General features: G+C 35.6%; 14 protein-coding genes. 10 read left to right on the forward strand and 4 right to left on the reverse strand.

The window, feature by feature from the left end:
* The first annotated feature begins 97 nt into the window (after window positions 1-97).
* The 10 genes from RGT18_RS03315 (at window position 98) to RGT18_RS03360 (ending at window position 16,809) form a co-directional block, all read left to right on the forward strand.
* Complete coding sequence (locus RGT18_RS03315; RefSeq protein ID WP_420917767.1) at window positions 98-7,450, forward strand: helicase-related protein; 7,353 nt, start codon at window positions 98-100, stop codon at window positions 7,448-7,450.
* Window positions 7,451-7,744: 294 nt separating this feature from the next.
* On the forward strand, window positions 7,745-7,873 hold the full coding sequence (locus RGT18_RS03320) for a hypothetical protein (RefSeq protein WP_263285033.1): 129 nt from the start codon (window positions 7,745-7,747) through the stop codon (window positions 7,871-7,873).
* A gap of 132 nt (window positions 7,874-8,005) precedes the next feature.
* Window positions 8,006-9,676 carry a group II intron reverse transcriptase/maturase gene (gene ltrA, locus RGT18_RS03325; RefSeq protein ID WP_028078562.1) on the forward strand — a complete coding sequence of 557 codons (1,671 nt, stop codon included), beginning with the start codon at window positions 8,006-8,008 and terminating at the stop codon, window positions 9,674-9,676.
* Between the two features lie 133 nt (window positions 9,677-9,809).
* Window positions 9,810-11,159 carry a hypothetical protein gene (locus RGT18_RS03330; protein WP_028078676.1) on the forward strand — a complete coding sequence of 450 codons (1,350 nt, stop codon included), beginning with the start codon at window positions 9,810-9,812 and terminating at the stop codon, window positions 11,157-11,159.
* Between the two features lie 40 nt (window positions 11,160-11,199).
* Window positions 11,200-11,859: a single-stranded DNA-binding protein gene (locus RGT18_RS03335; RefSeq protein ID WP_028078675.1), complete on the forward strand. Its 660-nt coding sequence runs from the start codon at window positions 11,200-11,202 to the stop codon at window positions 11,857-11,859.
* A 110-nt stretch (window positions 11,860-11,969) separates the two neighbouring features.
* Entirely contained in the window at window positions 11,970-12,191 is a 222-nt protein-coding gene (locus RGT18_RS03340; protein WP_028078674.1) for a helix-turn-helix domain-containing protein, read from the forward strand.
* A 96-nt stretch (window positions 12,192-12,287) separates the two neighbouring features.
* Entirely contained in the window at window positions 12,288-13,061 is a 774-nt protein-coding gene (locus RGT18_RS03345; protein WP_028078673.1) for an ABC transporter ATP-binding protein, read from the forward strand.
* Entirely contained in the window at window positions 13,051-15,105 is a 2,055-nt protein-coding gene (locus RGT18_RS03350; RefSeq protein ID WP_028078672.1) for an FtsX-like permease family protein, read from the forward strand. Before RGT18_RS03345 ends, RGT18_RS03350 begins: the two co-directional genes overlap by 11 nt.
* Window positions 15,106-15,137: 32 nt before the next feature.
* The gene (locus RGT18_RS03355; RefSeq protein ID WP_028078671.1) at window positions 15,138-15,821 is read left to right on the forward strand and encodes a response regulator transcription factor; all 684 of its coding nucleotides are present in this window, start codon (window positions 15,138-15,140) and stop codon (window positions 15,819-15,821) included.
* Complete coding sequence (locus tag RGT18_RS03360) at window positions 15,811-16,809, forward strand: sensor histidine kinase (protein WP_028078670.1); 999 nt, start codon at window positions 15,811-15,813, stop codon at window positions 16,807-16,809. The genes RGT18_RS03355 and RGT18_RS03360 overlap by 11 nt, the downstream gene beginning before the upstream one ends.
* Window positions 16,810-16,948: 139 nt before the next feature.
* Here the strand turns inward: RGT18_RS03360 and RGT18_RS03365 are convergent, their stop codons facing one another.
* The 4 genes from RGT18_RS03365 to RGT18_RS03380 all read right to left on the reverse strand — a co-directional run bounded on the left by RGT18_RS03365 (window position 16,949) and on the right by RGT18_RS03380 (window position 21,489).
* Window positions 16,949-18,223: an IS110 family RNA-guided transposase gene (locus RGT18_RS03365; RefSeq protein WP_338175196.1), complete on the reverse strand. Its 1,275-nt coding sequence runs from the start codon at window positions 18,221-18,223 to the stop codon at window positions 16,949-16,951.
* A 314-nt stretch (window positions 18,224-18,537) separates the two neighbouring features.
* A complete protein-coding gene (locus RGT18_RS03370) occupies window positions 18,538-19,869 on the reverse strand; it encodes a relaxase/mobilization nuclease domain-containing protein (RefSeq protein WP_338175198.1) in 1,332 nt (443 codons plus the stop codon).
* Window positions 19,870-19,874: 5 nt separating this feature from the next.
* Window positions 19,875-20,225: a plasmid mobilization protein gene (locus RGT18_RS03375; protein WP_028078490.1), complete on the reverse strand. Its 351-nt coding sequence runs from the start codon at window positions 20,223-20,225 to the stop codon at window positions 19,875-19,877.
* 274 nt (window positions 20,226-20,499) lie between these two features.
* A complete protein-coding gene (locus RGT18_RS03380; RefSeq protein ID WP_028078489.1) occupies window positions 20,500-21,489 on the reverse strand; it encodes a helix-turn-helix domain-containing protein in 990 nt (329 codons plus the stop codon).
* Between the last annotated feature and the right edge of the window lie 203 nt (window positions 21,490-21,692).

A 21,692-nucleotide genomic window follows, 5' to 3' on the forward strand; every position in this document is an offset into this window, starting at 1 on the left:
ATGCACAAAACGAAAAAGAAGAAATCACTAAAGATTAGAAATTTCTTCTTGACTTAAGTTATCAAGTTTTTGTTTGTAAAAAAAGAAGGAGGTAAACATGCGAATAAATGATTTTCATAACATTTTGGAGCTGATAAAACAAGATGTTCTGCAGAGTGAAGCAGAGTATCTGAAGCTCTTAAAAGTTGTCGGGAACAATCAGAAGTACGATTTTAGAAGTCAGTTAAGTATTTATGATAAAAATCCTGAAGCGACAGCTTGTGCCAAGTTTGACTACTGGAGGGAACGTTTTAATCGAACAGTAATGCGAGGACAGAAAGGGATCCCCATTTTAGAGGACTATGGCACATTCAAAAAAGTGGACTATATTTTTGATATAGGTCAGACAGTTTCAAGAAACAGAGATGTCAACGAAGTAAATCTTTGGAAGTTTGACAAAGAAAATCATCAAGATGTGTTAAAGGAAATGATAAAAAGCGAGGGCTATGAGGAAAGTGAAAGCACACTTGAAAACATCTTTTCTTTAAGCAGACTCTACGGTGATGAAAAAATAGATACCTTAATGAATGAACTTAGAGTAGCGGATGAGGATGGAATATCCTTTACCAAGTTTGTAAGGGACTCGGTAAGCTATGCGGTAGCGTCAAGATTTAAGTTAGATTATTCGATAGATTATGAGCTTTTAAGAGAGAATTTTCAAAGACTTGACAGCATATCTCTAATGAGTCTTGGTGAAAGCGTATCGGATATTAGCGGAAAGATTATTGATGCGACCATTCAAAAAAGCAAAGAACTTGAGCTTCAAAAAGAAGTTTTAAGAGGAAAAGAAGCGAGATATAATAAGATTAAAGAAGAATTAGAGGAAGGAGAAGATAAAAATGTACTTCGACGAGATGATCAGAAAAGAAATGAAAACGAGCGAGTTCTCCGAAATGGAGAGTACGGACGAGATAATAGAGAAAATCAGGGAGAATACGCTAAACAGCTTGGAGGAAGAGACGGACTTCATAAGGAAGTATCCAAATCCGACCTACGCAGTGATGAGGCTGGAGTTTCTTTCACAGAGCGAGGAGCAGAGCCACTTCGAGATGCTTTTAGATCTATACAAGGAGAAGAAACTGACAGGACACCTGATGGACATTCAGAAACAAGCGATAGAATTTATGAGAAGAGAGAAACCGAAACTGATGGCAGCTTGGAAGATAGAGGACGAGAACAATCCGCAGTATGGGGCGATGATTTCAGCTCTCAAAGAAATGACCATCAAGGAAGTAGTGGAAATTTAAAAGAAAATACTAAGGCAGAGATAAGAGAAGCTGATAAAGCTTCTTTTTCTTTACCTGAAAATTCTTATGGACAGATAAGCCTTACTATACCACTAACCGAGAATGATATAGATACCGTTCTTGTTAACGGAGGAAATCACGATGGCGGTAGACTTCCTGTTATTGCTGAGTTTTCCAAAGAAAAAACAGTAGAAGAATTGGGAGAATACCTCAAAGATACCTTTAAAGGAGGAAATGGATTTTACATTGATGAAAAAGAAGTATCTTCCTGGTATTCGGATAAAGGAATTCATTTAGCTTACGGAACATCGGCAAGAGAAGATGATACGCAGGTTTTAAGTTGGAGTGATGCTGCAAAGAGGATAAACGAACTTCTTAATAACGGAGGGTTTGCCACAAATGTAGAGATTTCTGAAGCTCTTGATTATGAAAGAAATCGGATTTCAGAATCTCTATTGTATTTATCTAATGATTTAAGTGAAGAAGGAAAAGAGCAAGGATATTTTGAACTTTTTGAAAGAGGTGGGGGCTTTCCGGAAGAAACAAAAAGACTCTCTGAGGCATTAGAAAATCCTGAATACCTAAAACAAATAATCAAAGAATACAGCAGATTTTTAGCAGGATACAAAGAAAATAGGAATGTACTAAGATTTCACTATCACAAGGTAGATAGCCTTTATCAGAAATTACAAGAACTTGAGCTACCACGAAAGGAATATAGCACCAATTTGGCAGAACTTCCGAAGGTAAAGTCCTTTATTACAGAAGATGAAGTCCTTGAAAGCCTTTCAAGGGGAAGTGGCGTTGATAGAGGAAAAGAACGAATCACCAAGTTTTTTAAAGAAAATCATACGCTTCAAGAAAAAGCGAATTTCCTAAAAGACGAATATGGAATTGGAGGACATTCCCATGCTGTTTCCGGAGCAATGGGAAGTGATGAATGGCACGATGCTAAGGGACTTAAATTACAGAAACATGATTGTAATGATGTGTTTCTTACTTGGACAAGTGTTGCAAAGCATATCGACGAGCTGTTTTCTAAAAATCTTTATCTTGAAGAAAAGGAAACAGAAAACAAGTCAGAGATTGAAGAACCACAATATTATTCCAAAGATGATCCTGAAAACTTAATGACCGATGAAATGCTTGAAAGAGTGCCGGAGCTTTACGCACAGGAGGATGTAGCTTTAGCGGATAAAGAGGTTCATGCTGCATATATCATTCCTTTCCGTTCTAATTGGACTTGGTATATGACGGAATATGATAGAGAAAGCGGCGATGCCTTTGGACTTGTGCTTGGGATTGAGCCTGAATGGGGATATTTTAATCTTAAGGAGCTGGAAGAACTAAACGCACAAAGGCTTATTTTAGAGGATTTCCCAAAGACCTTTAGAGAGCTTAAAGACAGTGAACTTAAAAAGCAGATGGACGAGCAGGAGCTTCAATCCGTCTTTAATGGAGAACTTAGCTTTGAAGAAGAAGAACTTGAAGCACCTGAAGAAACAGAAGAAGTTAGAAGGGCTGACACAGTTCAAGCTACCTTATTTGATTACCTAAAGGATAGAGAAGAAGTAGAGCTCAATGAAAAAGAGGGAAACCATTTAGAGGATTTTTTAGTTAAAGCTGGTGATACAGTCTATTTTCATCATGAAGGATACAAAGTCAGAGAAATTTCTAAAAATGAAATCACAGGAAGAAATGACTTGTGGCTTGATCCTGTAAGACAAGGCAATCATCAAATTCCGATTGTAGCCTTTACAGATAATGAGGATCTTCTGAAGCAGATAAGCCTTAAAAGACCGAACTTTATTGTCGGTGATGAAGTTAAATACAAGGATAAAGACTATACCATCACACGCTTTGATGATATGGGAAACAACCTAAAGACGGTAACAGTTAAAGATAATACAGAATATCTTGGCGGTATGATAACAGACTCTGATGTCATTCCTTATCGTCTGGAAAGCGACCTTGAGAGGATATTTGAAAATCTGACATATCAGAGTCCTGAAAAGACAACTGAAGAAATTGAAATAAAGAAAGCTGAGGCTCATAACTTCCAAATTAAAGAAGAAACGCTACCTGACAAGTTATCTCCAAGTGAGAGATTAAACAATAACCTTGAAGCAATCTCGATGTTAAGTCGAATTGAAAGAGGTGAGAGAGATTTAGATATTACCGCTCAGGAAGTTTTAGCAAGGTATGTAGGCTGGGGAGGACTTGCTGATGTATTCGATGAAGAAAAAGGCGGACAGTGGAAAGAAGCGAGGAGCTTTCTAAAAGAGAACTTATCTCAGGCAGAATATGAAGCTGCAAGAGAATCTACTTTAACGAGCTTTTATACACCGAAAACAGTGATTGACGGAGTGTATAAGACGCTTTCGGATATGGGATTTAAACAGGGAAACATTTTAGAGCCAAGTATGGGAATAGGGAACTTTATAGGCAATATCCCTGATGAAATGAATAAGTCTAAGTTTTATGGTGTAGAGCTTGACTCTGTAAGCGGTCGAATTGGAAAGCTGTTATACCCTGAAAGTGATATACAGATTAAGGGGCTTGAAGAAACTTCTTTCTCAAATAACTTCTTTGATGCGATTATCGGCAATGTACCCTTTGGAGAATACAAGGTAAATGACAGGGAGTATAACAAAAATAACTTCCTTATCCATGATTATTTCTTTGCCAAGTCCATTGATAAAGTAAGAAACGGTGGTATTATCGCCTTTATTACATCAAGTGGAACGATGGATAAAAAGGACGAAAGTGTAAGACGCTACCTTGCAGCAAGAGCAGAGTTTTTAGGAGCGATAAGACTTCCGAACGATACCTTTAAGGGCGTAGCAGGAACAGAAGTAACCTCAGATATTATCTTCCTAAAGAAAAGGGACAGTATCAGAGAAAGGGATGAGGGCTGGATTCACCTTGCTGAAGATGAAAACGGGCTTTTATATAACAAATACTTTGTTGATCATCCTGAACAGGTGCTTGGTTCTATGGAAGAAATATCCGGGAGATTTGGGAATGCAATAGCTTGCCTGCCAAAAGAAAACACAGACTTAAAGGAGCTACTGACAAAAGCAAGCGAAGAAATCTCTAAAAATGCTAATTATGAAGAAATAGAGCTACTTGATGATGAAATTACCTCAATTCCTGCCACAGATGATGTTAAAAACTTTTCATATACCATAATTGATGATGAAGTTTATTACAGAGAAAACTCCCTGTTTGTAAAGAAAGAAGTAACGGATAAAAACAAGGAAAAGATTAAGGACTATCTTGAGTTAAATGCTGCCTTAAAGGACGTTATTTACAAACAGAAAGAAGATTTTTCAGATGATGAAGTAAAGAAAGCTCAGGAAAAACTAAATGAAATTTATGACAGCTTTTCTAAGAAGCATGGATATGTCAATAACCTTTCTAATACCAGAGCCTTAAAAGAGGATAGCAACTTCCCGCTTGTTTCTTCCATTGAAATCCTTGATGAAGAAGAAAACTTCAAAGCAAAGGGAGATATTTTCTCCAAGCGAACAATCACAAAGGCGAAGGTTATCGACCATGTAGACACTTCCCTTGAAGCTCTTGTTTTATCGGTATCAGAAAAAGGATATGTGGATTTTGAGTATATGGGAAGCCTTACAGATAAAGACAGACCGACTTTGATAGAAGAACTTAGAGGGGAAATCTATCTAAACATCAGAGAAGAACAAAACTTTTATAGACCATTATCTTTTAACCTTGAAGATGGAGATCTACCTTTTGCCTGTGCAAACGGCAGTAATTCATATAAGTACGGCTATGTAACAAAGGATGAGTATCTAAGCGGAAATATCAGGGACAAAATTGCCATAGTAGACAGTTACCTTGCAAAGTTAAGACAAACCGAAAGAGAGTTACCTCATCTTGGCTATGCGGAAGATGGCAAAGAAAAAGAGCTGATAAGCTATGAGATGAACCGTTTGGAATATCAAAAGGCAGAGCTTACAAAAGTCCTTCCAAAGGAGCTTGAAGCAAGTGAAATCAATGTAAGACTCGGAGCTACTTGGATACCGAATAAGGATATTGAAAAATTCATCTTTGAAACGCTGAAAACTCCGGGATATGCCAAATGGGATATTAAGGTTAAATTTTCAAATCTGACAAGTGAATGGAATGTTGAAGGAAAGAGCAGGGACAGAGGAAATGACCTTGCAGAGATGACATACGGCACCTCAAGGGTAAATGCCTATAAGCTGATTGAAGATGCTCTGAACTTAAAAGAAACAAAGGTATTTGACCAGATTGTAAATCCGGACGGTTCAAAAACTTCTGTACTAAATAAAAAGGAAACGCTTCTTGCAGGACAAAAGCAGGAGCTTCTAAAAGAAGAATTTAAGAACTGGATATTTAGCGACCAAGAACGTAGAAACAGGCTTGTAAAGTTATATAACGAGCGTTTTAACTCTATCCGTAACAGAGAATATGACGGCAGCAAGCTCTCCTTTGAGGGAATGACCACAGAAATTGATTTAAGACCTCATCAAAGAAATGCCATAGCAAGAAGCCTTTATGGAGGAAATACCCTTCTTGCTCATGTAGTAGGAAGTGGTAAGACCTTTGAAATGGTGGCGTCTGCGATGGAAAGTAAAAGGCTTGGAATGTGCAGTAAGTCCTTGTTTGTTGTCCCCAATCATTTAACAGGGCAAATCGGTCGTGAGTTTATGCAGCTATATCCGTCAGCTAACATTATGGTTGCAGATAAGAAAGACTTTGAGCCGAAAAACAGAAAAAGATTTATCGGAAGAATTGCCACAGGAGAGTATGATGCCGTTGTAATCGGGCATACGCAGTTTGAAAAAATCCCGATGAGTAAGGAATATCAGGAGAAGCATATCCAAGATCAGATTGATGAAATTATAAACTATGTGGAGGAATATAAGCATGACAGAAATCAGAACTTTACGGTAAAGCAGCTTGAAAAAACAAAAAAGAAGCTGGAAACAAGGCTTGAAAAGTTAAACGATGATTTTAAAAAAGACGATGTCATTACCTTTGAAGAATTAGGTGTAGATAAGCTCTTTATTGACGAGGCACATAATTACAAAAATCTCTACCTTTATACAAAAATGAGGAATGTAGCAGGTATTGGACAGTCTGAAGCCTTTAAGTCCTCCGATATGTTTATGAAGTGCAGATACATGGATGAAATGACAGGTGGAAAAGGTATTGTCTTTGCCACAGGAACGCCTGTCAGTAACTCGATGACAGAGCTTTATACTATGCAGCGTTATCTTCAGTATGAAAGCCTTAAAAAGAATAATTTGGAGCATTTTGATAGCTGGGCTTCTACCTTTGGTGAAACGCAGTCAGCTTTTGAATTATCTCCTGAAGGGACAGGGTATAGAGTAAAGACGAGATTTTCCAAGTTCTATAACCTTCCTGAACTAATGTCTATGTTTAAAGAAGTTGCGGATATTCAGACAGCAGATATGCTAAATCTTCCAACACCTGAAGCACACTATGAAGTTATTAAAACTTTGCCAAGTGAGGAACAGAAGGAAATCCTAAAGAGCTTATCGGAAAGAGCTGATGATGTAAGAAACAGGGTAGTAGAGCCTGACGAAGATAATATGCTTAAAATTACCAATGACGGTAAGAAACTCGCCTTAGATCAGCGTTTAATCAATCCTTTACTTCCTGACAATCCTGACAGCAAGGTCAATGTGTGCGTGAAAAATGTCTTTTCCATTTGGGATAAGACAAGAGAAAATAAGTCCACACAGCTTCTTTTCTCCGATATGTCAACTCCAAAAGGAAATGGAGAGTTTAATATTTACGATGATATTAGAGAAAAACTTGTGGCAATGGGAATACCGAAAGAAGAAATAGCCTTTATCCATGAAGCAAATTCCGATAAGCAAAAGGATGAACTCTTTGCAAAGGTAAGAAAAGGCGAAATTCGTATTTTGATGGGTTCTACACAGAAAATGGGAGCCGGAACGAATGTGCAAAACAAGCTGATTGCACTTCATGACCTCGATGTCCCATGGCGTCCTGCCGACCTTGAGCAGAGAGCCGGAAGAATTGTAAGACAGGGAAATGAAAATAAAGAAGTCAGCATATACAGATATGTAACGGAGAATACCTTTGATGCGTACCTTTGGGTGCGACATGAAGTCGCTTAATTTAACTGTTTGGCATAATGACCAAACCAACTATTCCGTTAGTTGAGCCAAGTATCGACTGCACTCAGGTGTGGTAAGCCGATATTAAAGTAGCCCTACTTGAGGTTGAACCGTGAGGGAATACCGAAACTGCCAGCAACAAGGCGGTTAGGGAGCAAGGCTTGATAATATGGCTAACATATGTGAACTACTGATAAATGCCGTTAAGGCGAACAGGCTAAAGTTGCTGACAAGCCTGAACCAAAATGGTGCGTAGTCGGATAATCCTTTCCACAGTGGGATTACACGGACAAAATGACTACCGGCAGAGAGGTAGAGCCTAAGTTATCAATGTTAATTAAGTGGAACATGGTAAGCCTGTACCGTTGCCAAAAGGCAAGGCAAATCGTAAGAAATGCTGATAATGGTGCAGGTAAAGGATAATGGAAAAAGCGAACGCCATCTTGTAATGAGATGGATAGGGGTTCAAAATTTGCCCTAACTTGAAAGAGTGCAGACTTCCATTTGGTTTTTAATCACAAGAGAACTTGTAGAATTTTTGAAAGGAGAAAGCAAATGAACAGTAAAATGTGTGCTACTACTAACAGAGCTAAAGACTGGGAAAGTATAGATTTTTCAGTAGCAGAAAGCTATGTTAAAAAACTACAAATGCGTATTGTGAAAGCGTGGAAAATGAGTAAATACGGAAAGGTAAAATCTTTACAGCATTTACTCACAACTTCATTTTATGCAAAAGCCTTGGCTATTAAGAGGGTAACTGAAAACCAAGGCAAGAAAACAAGTGGTGTTGACGGCGAACTATGGCTAACACCACAGGCAAAGTATAATGCAATAGGAAAGTTAAACTTAAGAGGATATAAACCTAAACCTCTTAAAAGAGTGTATATACCAAAGAAAAATGGTAAGAAAAGACCTCTTAGCATTCCTACAATGACAGACAGAGCAATGCAAACACTATATAAATTTGCACTTGAACCTATTGCAGAAACAACAGCTGATTTTAACTCTTATGGATTTAGAGCTAAAAGGTGTACGCAGGATGCTATTGAGCAATGCTTTACATCTCTAAATAAAAAGAAATCTGCAAAATGGGTGCTTGAAGGAGATATAAAAGGTTGCTTTGATAATATTAGCCACGAATGGATAATGAATAATATCCCAATGAACAAGAAATTATTAAAACTCTGGCTTGAGTGTGGATATATAGAAAAACAAAAACTATTTCCAACAGAAACAGGAAGTCCCCAAGGCTCACCAATATCACCTATTATTTCCAATATGGTATTAGATGGTTTAGAAAAAGCAATCAAAGAGAAATACCATAGAAGAACAGTAAATAAGAAAGCATATTTCCCAAAAGTTAATTTTGTCAGATATGCAGATGATTTTATCGTTACAGGGGAAAGTGCAGAATTGCTTGAAAATGGTGTAAAGCCAATCATTGTAAAATTCTTGGCTGAAAGAGGTTTAGAATTATCAGAGGAAAAGACACTCATAACACACATAAATGACGGTTTCGATTTTCTTGGAGTTAATATTAGGATGTATAAAGATAAATTACTAACAAAACCATCCGAAAAGAACTTCAAGGCTATTGTTGATAAAATAAGACAAATCATAAAAGATAATCCGTCAATGAAACAAGAAATTCTGATTAGAAAATTAAATCCAATTATTATAGGTTGGATAAACTATCAGAAATATAATGTTTCATCTAAAGCCTTTGAAAAACTTGATTATGAAATATATAAAAGCTTGTGGACCTGGTGCGTTCGTAGACATCCTAAGAAAGGTAGAAAATGGATAGCTAAAAAGTATTTCCATACGATTGGAAATAGAACTTGGACTTTCAGTGTAGCAACTGGAGACAGAATGGAAAATGGCGATAAATACTATCTTCGTCTTAAATATGCTACAGACACTGATATTAAAAGATTTACCAAGATACAAGCTGAAGCAAATCCATTTGATGAAAATTGGCAAATATACTTTGAAGAAAGAGAAGAGTTAAAAATACGAAACGAACTTAAAGGACGTACAGTTATAAATAGACTGTATAAAACGCAAGATGGAATATGCCCTGTTTGTGGAGAGAAAATAACTATTGATACAGACTTTAGAGTACATCAAACAATTCAAAATAACATTACCCTTAAAACTTTAGTACACCCTTGGTGTCATAGAAAATTGCATATAAATGATGAAGAAAACACGCTGGCTCTTTAATTAGGGCTTATAAAAACTTGAGCCGTGTGAGGGGAAACTCTCATGCACGGTTCTTAGAGGGGAAAGGGATAGTAATATCCCCGACCTACTCGACCAGACCATCGAGAATAAACAGAAGTTCATTTCTCAGATTATGACAAGTAAAACGCCTGTAAGAGTTGCAGAAGATGTGGACGAAAGCAGCTTAAACTATGCAGAGATTAAGGCACTTGCAACAGGTGATCCAAAAATCAAGGAAAAGATGGATTTGGATAATGAAGTTACAAAACTTAAAATGCTTGAAGCGAACTACAAGTCCAATCGTTATAGATTAGAGGATAAGGTAGCTAAAAACTATCCGGAAGAAATTTCAAGAACAGAAAAACTCATTGAGGCTGTAAAGAAAGATATTAAAGATGTAGAAGCAAAAGCTGAAGGAGAGGAAAAGTTTACTTCTATTACTATCGGTGGTGAGAAGATATTAGATAAAAAGTTAGCCGGAGAAAAGCTGCTTGAAGCTATTTCTAAAGTAAAAATCAATGAAAGCAAAGTTATCGGTAAGTATAGAAACATGGATTTAGAGGTAAGTTACAACTTCTTCACCAATGAGCATAACTTCAGCTTAAACGGTGCTGCAAAGCATTCAGGAGAGCTTGGAACGAGTGCGGACGGTAATATTACAAGACTGGATAATGCTCTTGAGAAAATGCCTGAGAAATTAAAGAGGCTTGAAGAAAAGCTCATCGGGACAAAAGAACAGCTTGAAAATGCCAAAGAGGAATTACAAAAGCCTTTTGAAAAAGCTGATGAACTAAAGGATAAGGTGCTTCGCTTGGCAGAACTGAATAAGCTCCTTGATATGGGGGATGTGGAAGAAAAGAGAAATGACAATCCCCTTGTAGAAGATGTAAAACGAGCCATCATTGACTTCTGCAACAGAGAGTATGAAGAAAATCATAGTTATGATGAGTTTGATACTCTATATCCTGACCTAAAGCACATCGGCATCGCCTATACCAATACACCTGACGAAAGACACAGCATCCAATATGAGCTTAACTTAGAGGATAAGAGATGGACACAGTATATTGAAGATATACCGATTAAAACGGAGAGTTTTGATTATGAAAACAAAGGAGAAAACGAAGCTCTACGAAATATGAAAAATGAGATTGAGCTGTCTTCTTTTAGTGATTTGGTCTATGTCGATTCGGAAGATTTAAGGGTGGCACTTGGACTTGAAATTGATGATGAAGGTAACTTCTATGATCCACTTTCTAAAGACCTTGATAATGATGGAATTGCTGACAGATATGACAATGACTTTAAGGACAGCGATTATTTTGAGTCAACCTATGATGTTGAAGATAATCTGCATACCAAAGAGGAAGCTACACAGAAAACAGAGGATAAGCCGTCTATTTTAGGACAAATTAGAGCCTATCAGGAAGAAAGTAAAACAGAAGAAAAACAAACTGCAAAAGAACAGGAATATGTACGATAAGGGAGGGAAACCTCCCTTTTACCATGAAAGGAGAAAAAACATGGATTACAAAACAATTAGAAATCAGATAGAAGATATGGTAAATGATAATCACAAGGACTTTGTTAAGGCGGTTATCAGCATGGAAAAAGGTATCAACGATGAAAGTGCTTTGGATAAGCTCTATGAGGCTTATATGGACAATGACACCGTTAATTTACTGCATGAGGAATTTGATTACATGATTGAAGATTTAAGAGAACAGGGGCAGATTAAAGATCTTCCTTATGTTCAAGAGGAGAAAGATAATCTTGTCAATATCGTTGGAAATGTTGTAGGAAAGATCGATGTAGTTGAAAGGGAAAATAAGAACGGCGAAGCCTTTCAGGTAGTAAATTTCTCTGTGGCATCTAAAGATGATGAGGGGAATAAGGTATATCATAATTGCTCCGCATACGGAGAAAAGGGTGATATTCCAAAAGACTTTAAGCAGGGAGATTTTGTAAAACTCTTTGGACAGATCAGAACTTCCGTTGACGATAACGGCAAGGAACATACTAACATCAGGATACTTTCTTCAAAGCTCTTAAAGGCAAAAGAACAGATGAAAGGTCGAGATGAAAAGAAAGAGTCTGTGCTTGGAGCCATTAAAAAATATCAGGCTGAAGATAAGGAAAAGCCTAAAGAAAAGAAAGAAACATCAAAAGAAGCTGAGAGATAAATTTATGGTCGGTGTGGTCTTAGGACTGCACCGGCTCTTTTTTTAGTTGAGGAATTATGTTATAATACATGAAGTATAAATTCAATAATATGAATATAAAGGGTGCAAAAATGAAAGTGAACTATAATGGGTTATGGAAGCTATTGATAGACAAGAACATGAATAAAAAAAACTTAAAGGAAAAGCTTGGTATTGCCCCTGCAACCATAGCAAAAATGGGTAAAGGAGAATTTGTTAGTATGGAAATTCTTTATAGAATTTGTGTTGCTCTCAATACCGATTTTGGAGAGCTAATCTCAGTAAGCAGATCTATTACTGACGATGAGCAATAGCATATATTTCTATGAAGATTTCTTACATCATCCGTAAGTGTTATTTTAGTTCGCCACAGACTAAAATTAGATTAACAAATTATGGAGGTGTTATCTATGGAAATAATTTTAAAAGTAGAATCATTAAAAAAATATTATGGAAAAGATCCTAACATAACAAAGGCACTAAATGGTATATCCTTTCAGGTTATGAAAGGTGAATTCTTGGGGATTATGGGTAGCAGTGGTTCAGGAAAAACTACACTGCTTAATTGCCTTGCGACCATAATCAAACCGACTGATGGTTTAATTCAAATGCAAAATCAGGATTTAAGTAAATTGAAAGGAAACAGCTTAGCTGATTATAGAGGTAAAATGATTGGCTATCTATTTCAAAACTTTGAACTTTTAGATAATCTGACGGCAAAAGAAAATATATTACTGCCGCTATCTTTGCATAATGTGGATGAAAAAGAAAGTAAAAGAAGATTGGAATTGCTTGCAGGATATTTTGATATTTCTGAACTTCTTAACAAATTTCCCACGCAGATGTCAGGTGGTCAAAGACAGAGGGTGGCTGCTGCAAGGGCTTTGATTTTAGATCCTAAGATTGTCTTTGCAGACGAACCGACAGGTGCATTGGATTCAAAAAATGCAAATATTCTAATGCAAAAGTTATCAGCTATGAATGAAATAGAGGAAACAACAATTCTTATGGTTACTCATGATTCAGTAGCAGCAAGTTTCTGTAACAGGATTTTATTTATTCAGGACGGAAAGCTATTCCACGAAATAAGACGAGATTATCCAAGAGAAACTCAAGAAGATTTTTACCAAAGAATATTGAAGGTCATGTCAACACTTTCCGGAGGTGATCTTAATGTTTTCTAAATTGGTTGCAAGAAATAGTAAGAGAGATAGAAAAAACAACGGATTATATTTCGGCTCAATGATTATATCAATTATTGCTTTTTACATCATTCTTTCGTTATCACATCAGGATGTTATGATTTTTTTGCAGAAAATGGAGAGTGATGCGGTAAGCAGACTTTTTACAATCATTCCGATTTTTTATATATCAACTCTGATAATACTGTTCTTTTTAGTATATTTTGCAAGTAGCATGCAGATGGAAAGAAGAAAGCATGAATTTGGTGTTTATCTCACATTAGGAATGCGTAGACAACATCTATTTTCTATGCTCATGCTTGAGGACTTTAGAAACAATATAATCGCTCTTGGAATCGGGCTTCCTATTGCAATAATGATTTCGGAACTAATCAGTCTTGTAACAGCAAAAATAGTTGGACTTGGCATTATTGGTCATAGATTCTCGCTGTCATTTATGGCAATATTGTTTACTATTGTCGGATTTATGATTGTAAAATTTATTGCTTTTATAATTTTAAGTACAAGAATAGCAAACAAGGAAATTGGAGGGCTTCTTTTATATTCCCCTTCTGGAGTTAAAAGAATGCTGCCAAAAGGAATTTATTTAGTTGGTTCTATTATAGGTATTATGTTTCTTGTCAAAGCGTATCATTATGGAATAAGTGGTGAAGCGTGGGACAGCACAAGAAATATGGGAATCACAGTTTTGCTCGGTACTTTGGGTACGATTTTACTATTCTTTGGAATACGCTTATTTATAGGTGCTTTGGTAAGCTTAGGAGGTAAACGCAAACTTCGTGCTTATAATTTTAGGCAGATTCAGGAATTAGTCATCCAGCGTTCCACTGTACTTGCAATTTGTTCTCTTTTGATTTTTTCTGCGTTATGTTTGTTTGGAGCAGGTGTTGCAATTTCAAGCAATAGTTCAAATAATCAAGCACATATTTTGGATTATACATTTAAGGATAATGATCTTGCTGCAGATGAAAATATTGATGTGAATAAAGTAGTAAAAAAACTTAAAGATGCAGGTCTGGAATCTCAATTTGAAAAAATAATTGAAATTAAGATAGGAAATCCAAAAGCGGATGGGGAAGTATCATTTGAGAATATTGTAAATATCCTAAAAAACTTGAAAGATAGCAAAAACAAAGAGATTTTGATTCATAACTTGGAGCAATATGATGATTGTGAGTTGATTTCCCTTTCCGGATATAATGAATTAAGAAAGGCTGCAAAATTAAAACCCATTGAATTAAAAGATAATGAAGCTGCTTTATACATGGGGCAAGAGTTTTTAATTGATTCGGATTTAATGAATGCTGTTGTTCAGGCAAATCCGCACATAAAAATTATGGGGAAAACTTTTAAAATCACCGAAGATGTGCAGTCTTTACCAATCGTAACTGATCGTGAGATTACAATTGCAGTAGCAATGGTGGTTTCAGACGATGTTTTTGCAGAATACACAGACGGTACACACTCAAATTATGTCAGTGGAATTTTAGCTCCGAATATTGTTGAAGAAAAAGGATTGATGCAGGCTATTTCTGCTACAAACGAAAAACTGGACAAGGCTTCCATTGAATATGAAAGCTATATACAAAATATGGGCAGACAGCTATTCTTTGTTATATCAGCAAGTTATATCACCATTTATCTTGCAGTTATTTTCCTTGTGGTTGCGAATACTATAATTGGTGTACAGTTCTTGATGGGACAAAGAAAATCACATAGACGATACCAAACTTTGATTCATCTTGGTGCTACTTATGAAACACTTTGCAAATCATCGGGGAAACAAATCAACTGGTATTTCGGCTTACCAATAGTCATTGCACTTATAAACAGTTTCTTTGGAGTTCGCTCGCTGTTTACGGGTATCTTGCCATCAAGTGTAAAGGCAAATATATCACAAGTATTTATTATAGCGATTTTCATGATACTTTTGTTAGGTATATTTGAGGTTATATATATGGGAGTTGTAAAGAGAAATAGCAATAAATATTTGCTGTCTTTAATGGAACCCAAAAGAGAAGAATAAAATCATAAAAACTATGGAAAGGAGGGACTGATATGAAGCACATTTTAGTAATTGAAGATGAGCCGTTGATTAGAGATGAGATTGTAATTCTGTTAGAAAAAGCTGGATATCAAGTTGGTAAAATAACTGATTTTAAAGAAACCACTAAACAGGTGCAGAGATATGAAACAGATTTAATTATATTAGATTTAAATTTACCGGGAGAAACTGGATTTCAAATTTGTAAAAACTTAAAAACTAAAAGCTCTATACCCATATTAGTCCTTACTTCCCGTGAGCAGTTAAAAGATGAAATTTACGCTTTAAAGTTAGGAGCAGACGAATATTTGACAAAGCCTTTCAGAAAAGAAAGGCTTTTGGCACGCATAGAAAATCTATTAAAACGCTATGAAGGAAGAAATAATCTACTCGAAAAAGATAATTTTTTGCTGGATAGAAATACATACACACTTTATATTGATGGGAATTCTATCCTGCTTCCTCAAAATCAAGGAAAGCTATTAGAAGCTCTGTTGACAACGGACGACAATGTGGTAACAAAAGAAGATCTTAGCATGAAGCTCTGGAATACCACTGAATTTATTGACGAAAATGCTTTGCAAGTAAATATTACAAGATTAAAAAAAGTGATGAAAGAAGTGGGCATTGCTTTTCAAGTTAAGTCTGTAAGGGGGATAGGATATAAATTGGAAAGGGTGGTGAACAATGAAGAATAAATTAAAATATTTGGACGCATATTTACCTTGGTTATTTATTCTTTTAGGGTTTGATATGTTCACTGTAATCTTGCTTTGGCTTTCAGATATAAGAATATTTCAGGCGCTTTCAGTCCTTTTGATTTTAACCACGATAGTATTATTTTCAATCTTATCAACTGTACTTGTAGGAAAAGAAATAAAAAAGATAAATGGGTATAAGGTATTTTTATCTTATCCTGAAAAAAACACTGAACTTGAATTGTTGCGACTATGCAGTGAATCGGAAAAAGAATGTATTAAGGAAATGGCATCTGCTTTTTATGAAAAACAGATGGATATAGAAAGGGGAAAATCTTTATTATCAGAATATGAAGAATATGTTGAGATGTGGGCTCATGAAATTAAATTGCCTCTTTCTCTTCTTTCTCTTGTTCTGGATAATCAAAATGAGAACTTACCTAAAGATGTTGCTTTTAAATTAGATTATGTAAGAAATCAAATTCAAAGCAATGTATCTCAAATTTTGTTTTATCACAGAATAAAAAGTGATAAAAAAGATTTCCTCTTTGAAGATGTTGATCTACAAGAAAGTATATGCGATGTTTTAGAGAGCTTTAAACCCTTATTGGAAGAAAAGAATTTTAAAGTTGAACTAAATTGCATTCACGGAATATCTTATACAGATCGTCGTAGCTTTGAATTCATCATTTCTCAACTCATTTCTAATGCAGCAAAATATAGCACAGAAAATCCTGAACTAAATATTTCAATGAAAAAATGTGATGAAAAGAATGTTATTGTTATTAGAGATAATGGATGTGGAGTTAAGGCTTGCGACTTGCCTCATTTATTTGAAAAAGGATTTACTGGAGATTCCGGGAATACAAGGAAGAAATCAACAGGAATGGGATTATATCTTGTAAAACAGTTAGCGGATGCTTTAAAAATAGATATTGAAGTAAGAAGCGACTGGACAAAAGGTTTTGAGATTAATCTTTATCTTTAGAATTTTTTAAATAAAAACTTGATAACTTAAGTCAAGAAGAAATTTCTAATCTTTAGTGATTTCTTCTTTTTCGTTTTGTGCATTATTAAAACAAGAGAAATTATATCTCCCATTTTGCTAGATTAGGTTTATACTGTTGCTAAGAATGATATAGAGTACCATTCTTACATAGGCTATAGATTATGACCAGTAATTTATGAGCACTAGCAGTATAGGCAGCTTTAGACGACAATGGGCATTGGGTCTGCTGTCTTTTCTTTTTGGTGAATTCATATAGTGGATCTTCTTTGCGCAATCGATAATTACATTGTGCACCAAGGTATAAAAGGCATCGCAAATGCTTATTGCCTTTCTTTGATATCTTGAGATGCAGTCCATCAATATCTCCGGATTGTTGTATCTTTGGATTCAAGCCTGCATATGCCACGATAGCCGCTCTGTTATCAAATCGGCTTACATCTCCAAGCTCTGCTATGATACGGGCTGCCAGATTCTCTCCGATTCCAACAATACTAACAACAGATGCAAAATAAGGACATGTTCGTGCTATCTCTATCATTTCCTTCAATAGTGAATCGCATTTTTTCTTCTGTTCCTGCACGTTCTCTATCAAGCTTGGCAATTTGACTACTTCTATATCATCGATATCACATCCTGAATAGCACTCCTTTGCCTTCTCGTAGATCTTATGTACGATTCTTTCTGTATATCCTTTTAAATGACCTGTACGATGCCCAACGGTCTTAACGATGGTATCCTCTCTATGGCCCAATAGTAAGGATGGATGAGGATATCTTTTTAATATCTCCATTGGGAGTGGATCATACAGATTTTGATTCCCTTTAAAGGTCTTATCAATCCTTGGATATATGATATCCAGCATGGATCTCAAACTCACTTTGCGTTTCCGAAGATGAACCAACTCACTTTCATATATACGGCTCAATTGATAGAGTCTTTTGTACTCTTGTGGTTGTGCTTGATATTGTCTTAGTTCCTTCTCACAATAGTACGCTTTTGCGATATGTGCACAGTCTAATGCGTCTGTCTTATTACTATGTAGGGAGGTCTTGCGATAGGTCGCAGATAATAATGGAGAAATGATGTAGTACCTTATCTTGTGGTCTTCAAGATATTTTTGTAGTGGTCGATGATAGACACCTGTAGCCTCAAAGATAACTGGTATATCTTCTCGTTCTGTCTTAGCTTCAAGGTCTTTGATAGTTTGCCCTAATTTCTGGAAACCATCGATCGTAGCTGAAAGCTGCTTTGGTTTTCGCATTGGATGTCCATTCTCTATGAAGGGCTGGTAGTGACAGGAACCCTTTGATACATCCACTGTAATGATTGGTCCTTCCATGATGGAATACTCCTTTCTTTCTGATATGCATAATGTCTTGGTAAACTTCCCCATCCCCACATCCGACTATTTTTCTGGCTTATATACGACATATCTAACTGTTTCCTGGATTGTCATCTTGATAAAGCAGCCTAAGAATATAGGAGGGAAGCAGAACGCTTTTTATTACGGACTCAATGATATCACTGGTCTAAAAGAAGGTACGTTCTCACTTTACCCAGACCAATTCCCATACATGCCTGTACGAGAAAGGCCAGAAACATTCTAGTGTCCCTGACCTCTATATCATATTCTTCTTCTGAAGTTTTTTCTCTATGATCAGGACTAGATTATTCCTGATTTCATAATAGAAAAATAGGAGATAAAGATTATCTCTCCATCTCCTTATCCATATAAATTCCATAGTTCTTTCGTATTTGATAAAGCTCGTCCATAGTGGATTTTGAGGAAGAATACTCTTGCATAAGGGTATTCTTTTTTTCTTGTAATTTATCAAGCTCAGCTAAAATATCCTTTGAATTTGGGAGCTTGGAATAAGATTTTTTAAGCTCTGAGAGAGCATTTTCATATAGGGTAATCTGAGCTTTGTACTCTTCAAAAAATGCCTTGTCAGACGGATTAGCAGTATATTCCTTGTAGCACGCTCTGTATTTTTTAACGGTATGAACTTGCTCCATAGTGGTAGAAAGCTTCTGCATTTCCTTATCAATAGCCTTGATTTTCTCTTGTATATTTTGCCTTTCATCGGCTGCTTTTTGAATATACTCGTCAAGCTGTTTAACGGATTTAATGCCATGTTCTCTGATATAAATAACAGACTCAGCCATTGTATTAAGGTTATGTTTGGTTGCCCAATATTCATAGCCTCTGCTCTCTTTCACTTTGGCATTAGTATTCATATTGATAACATTTCCGATTCGTTTTTTGACAGGCGGAGCTTTAATAGATTGATTTTCTGTAAGACGCTCTTTTAATCTTTCTTCTGTATAATCTTCACCAATCGTCTTAGCTCTTGTAAATCTCTGCTTATCTTTTGGCTTAAAGGCAATGTGTTTGCCATGTTTTATTTCATAACCAAGTTCCGCCATTTTCTTTAGAAATTCTTCCCAATCATTAGAATGTTTTATTAAACGATCAATGTCAAATTGAAGCCTGCTTTTCCAAGAAGTACCTTTCTTAGATTGCTCATTTTCATACCATGACTTACCATTTGTTTTGTACTTTTTCTTATAGCTCTCGTAGAACTCGTCAATCACAGATAGGTTGTTTTCTTTGCATAGCTTATCGCTTTGATACCTGATCTGGTGGTAACTTCTTTTGTTAGACTGATAGCACTTGCCTGTTACCATATTTACATTATTGAATATGATATGATTGTGGATATGCCCTTTATCTATGTGGGTAGATAGGACATATTCGTACTCATCCTTTAATATCTTTTTACACAGTTCAAGACCGATTTGATGTGCCATTTCAGGACTTGCTTCTCCGGGTAAAAAGGATTGAATAAGGTGTCTTGCAAGAACAGTTCCGTTTGTGCCGGCATCATTTCTTGTTCTTAAAAACTGGGTATGAGCAGTTTCCTGATGACATTTATGAGTGCTTACTAAGATTTGCTCATCTGTTTTTTCTCCATTAATAATATATGAAATGGCAAGATTAAGGGTTGATTTTATAGGATGTATTTTTGTAATAGCCATAAGTTTTAATCACCTCCGGAAGTTCTGTTAAGAAGCAGGGAATGTATTTGCCACAACTCTTTTGAGAAATATTCAATCTGCTTTTTCATATCGTTTATATCGTCCTTATAGATTATGCCGGTGGAATTTACACGCTTTGCAATCTGATTGATGTTGCTTGTAGCGTTGGAAAGTAAGCCCTGTAAATCTCTAAATGGCTCTAAATCCACTTGATATATTTCCTTTTCTAAAACGCACTTGCGAATGAAATGGCTCATATTTCTGCATTTAGCAAGTTTTCTTTTCTCCTCAAAAAGAGCCTTTTCTTCTTCGGTTAATTTAATTTCAAGTCTTTCATTTCGTATTCTATTTGCCATAGGTAAATCCTCCTTTGAATGTATTTCGGGGTCTTAGGGTACACCCTAACAAGTTAAAAATTGATAAAAAAAGAAGCAGATCCCAGAGGGCTGCTTCATCAATTTTTTCGTAAGTGTCCGTACACTTACTGTGCTTGCTACAAAAGAATGATTTGTAGATTAAGCGTTAAGCAAGTTTTGAATTTATAGCTGTATTATAACAAACAATTATGGTCTATTCTATATAAAGATTGCCAAAATACAGATAATGATTGAGGTTACAGAACTGTTAATATCATAAATACTTTTTAGAAGTTGAAATTGTAGAACTAAAGCTGTGGAAATTAGAATTATCTTTTCTATATTCACGTGGCGTGCATCCTACATGTTGTTTGAAAATATAAGTAAAACTGCTTTGATGAGAATACCCTACGGTTGTAGCAATTTGTTGAATAGATAACTCATTTTCTAATAATAATCTTTTTGCTTTATCTATACGGCAGTTCTTAATAAATTCTACAATTGTACATCCATATATTGAGTGAAATAGTTCAGACAGTTTAGATTTGCTCATATTACACATGCGTGCATACATTTGAATGTTCGTTGGATTGGAAAAGTTTTGTTCTAAATAGTGACCAAGACGATGAAGTGCTTTTGAATCTTCTTTGTCTATAACTTTGTGAACAGCATTGCTTTTCCAAGATAAAAGTGCGGTGATTATTTCTAATATTTTAGCCTCATAGAATAGTTCCGAGATTTCTGATGTTGGTGTGTATGTGGCAATATCATCAAGTATTGTTGAGATTTTTGGTATAAATAGGTCTGTACCAATTTGAGGGACTATTTCTGAAAGTGAAGAAAAATCTTGATGAAATATTTTTGGAAGGTATTCTTCGTAATATTCAGGAAAAATTGAAACTCCAACACTGTCATGCCAAATCCCGGCAGGAATTGTATATTCATGCTCGCCATTGTCAAGGTAATAACCAATAAGTTGATTTTTTTGATTACAATTATTTTTTATTGCTCTTGCAACATAATATGAACTTTGGGAAATTACCAACATTTTAGGGTGATAATATCTGTAATGCATTTCATTATAAAAACAAAGATGGTAAATATTTATAGAACAAAATGCATTTACAGGGTATGTCCATAGATATCCTTCGCCAGTATTATCTTTTGGCACCATGGTAAAACCGCCACTAGGTTTGATATCAGATTTATCGGGAATTAGATTTAGTTGAGATAATAAACCTGAATAAAGTTTATCAGCATACATTTGCGACGCTCCTTTTATAAAATGTCCAGAACTTTTAGTATAATGTCCAAACAAAATTTAGAGATATTGCAAAGAATAACTTTGAATATTATACTAAAATATATTGGTTAGTCATGTCTAACCTTTTGAATATATTATATGCTGAACCACAAGGAAAATCAAGCAAAATGAGTTTATAAATTAATAATATGTATTGGATAAAA

This window comes from Solobacterium moorei (genome assembly GCF_036323475.1).
GTDB lineage: Bacteria > Bacillota_I > Bacilli_A > Erysipelotrichales > Erysipelotrichaceae > Bulleidia > Bulleidia moorei.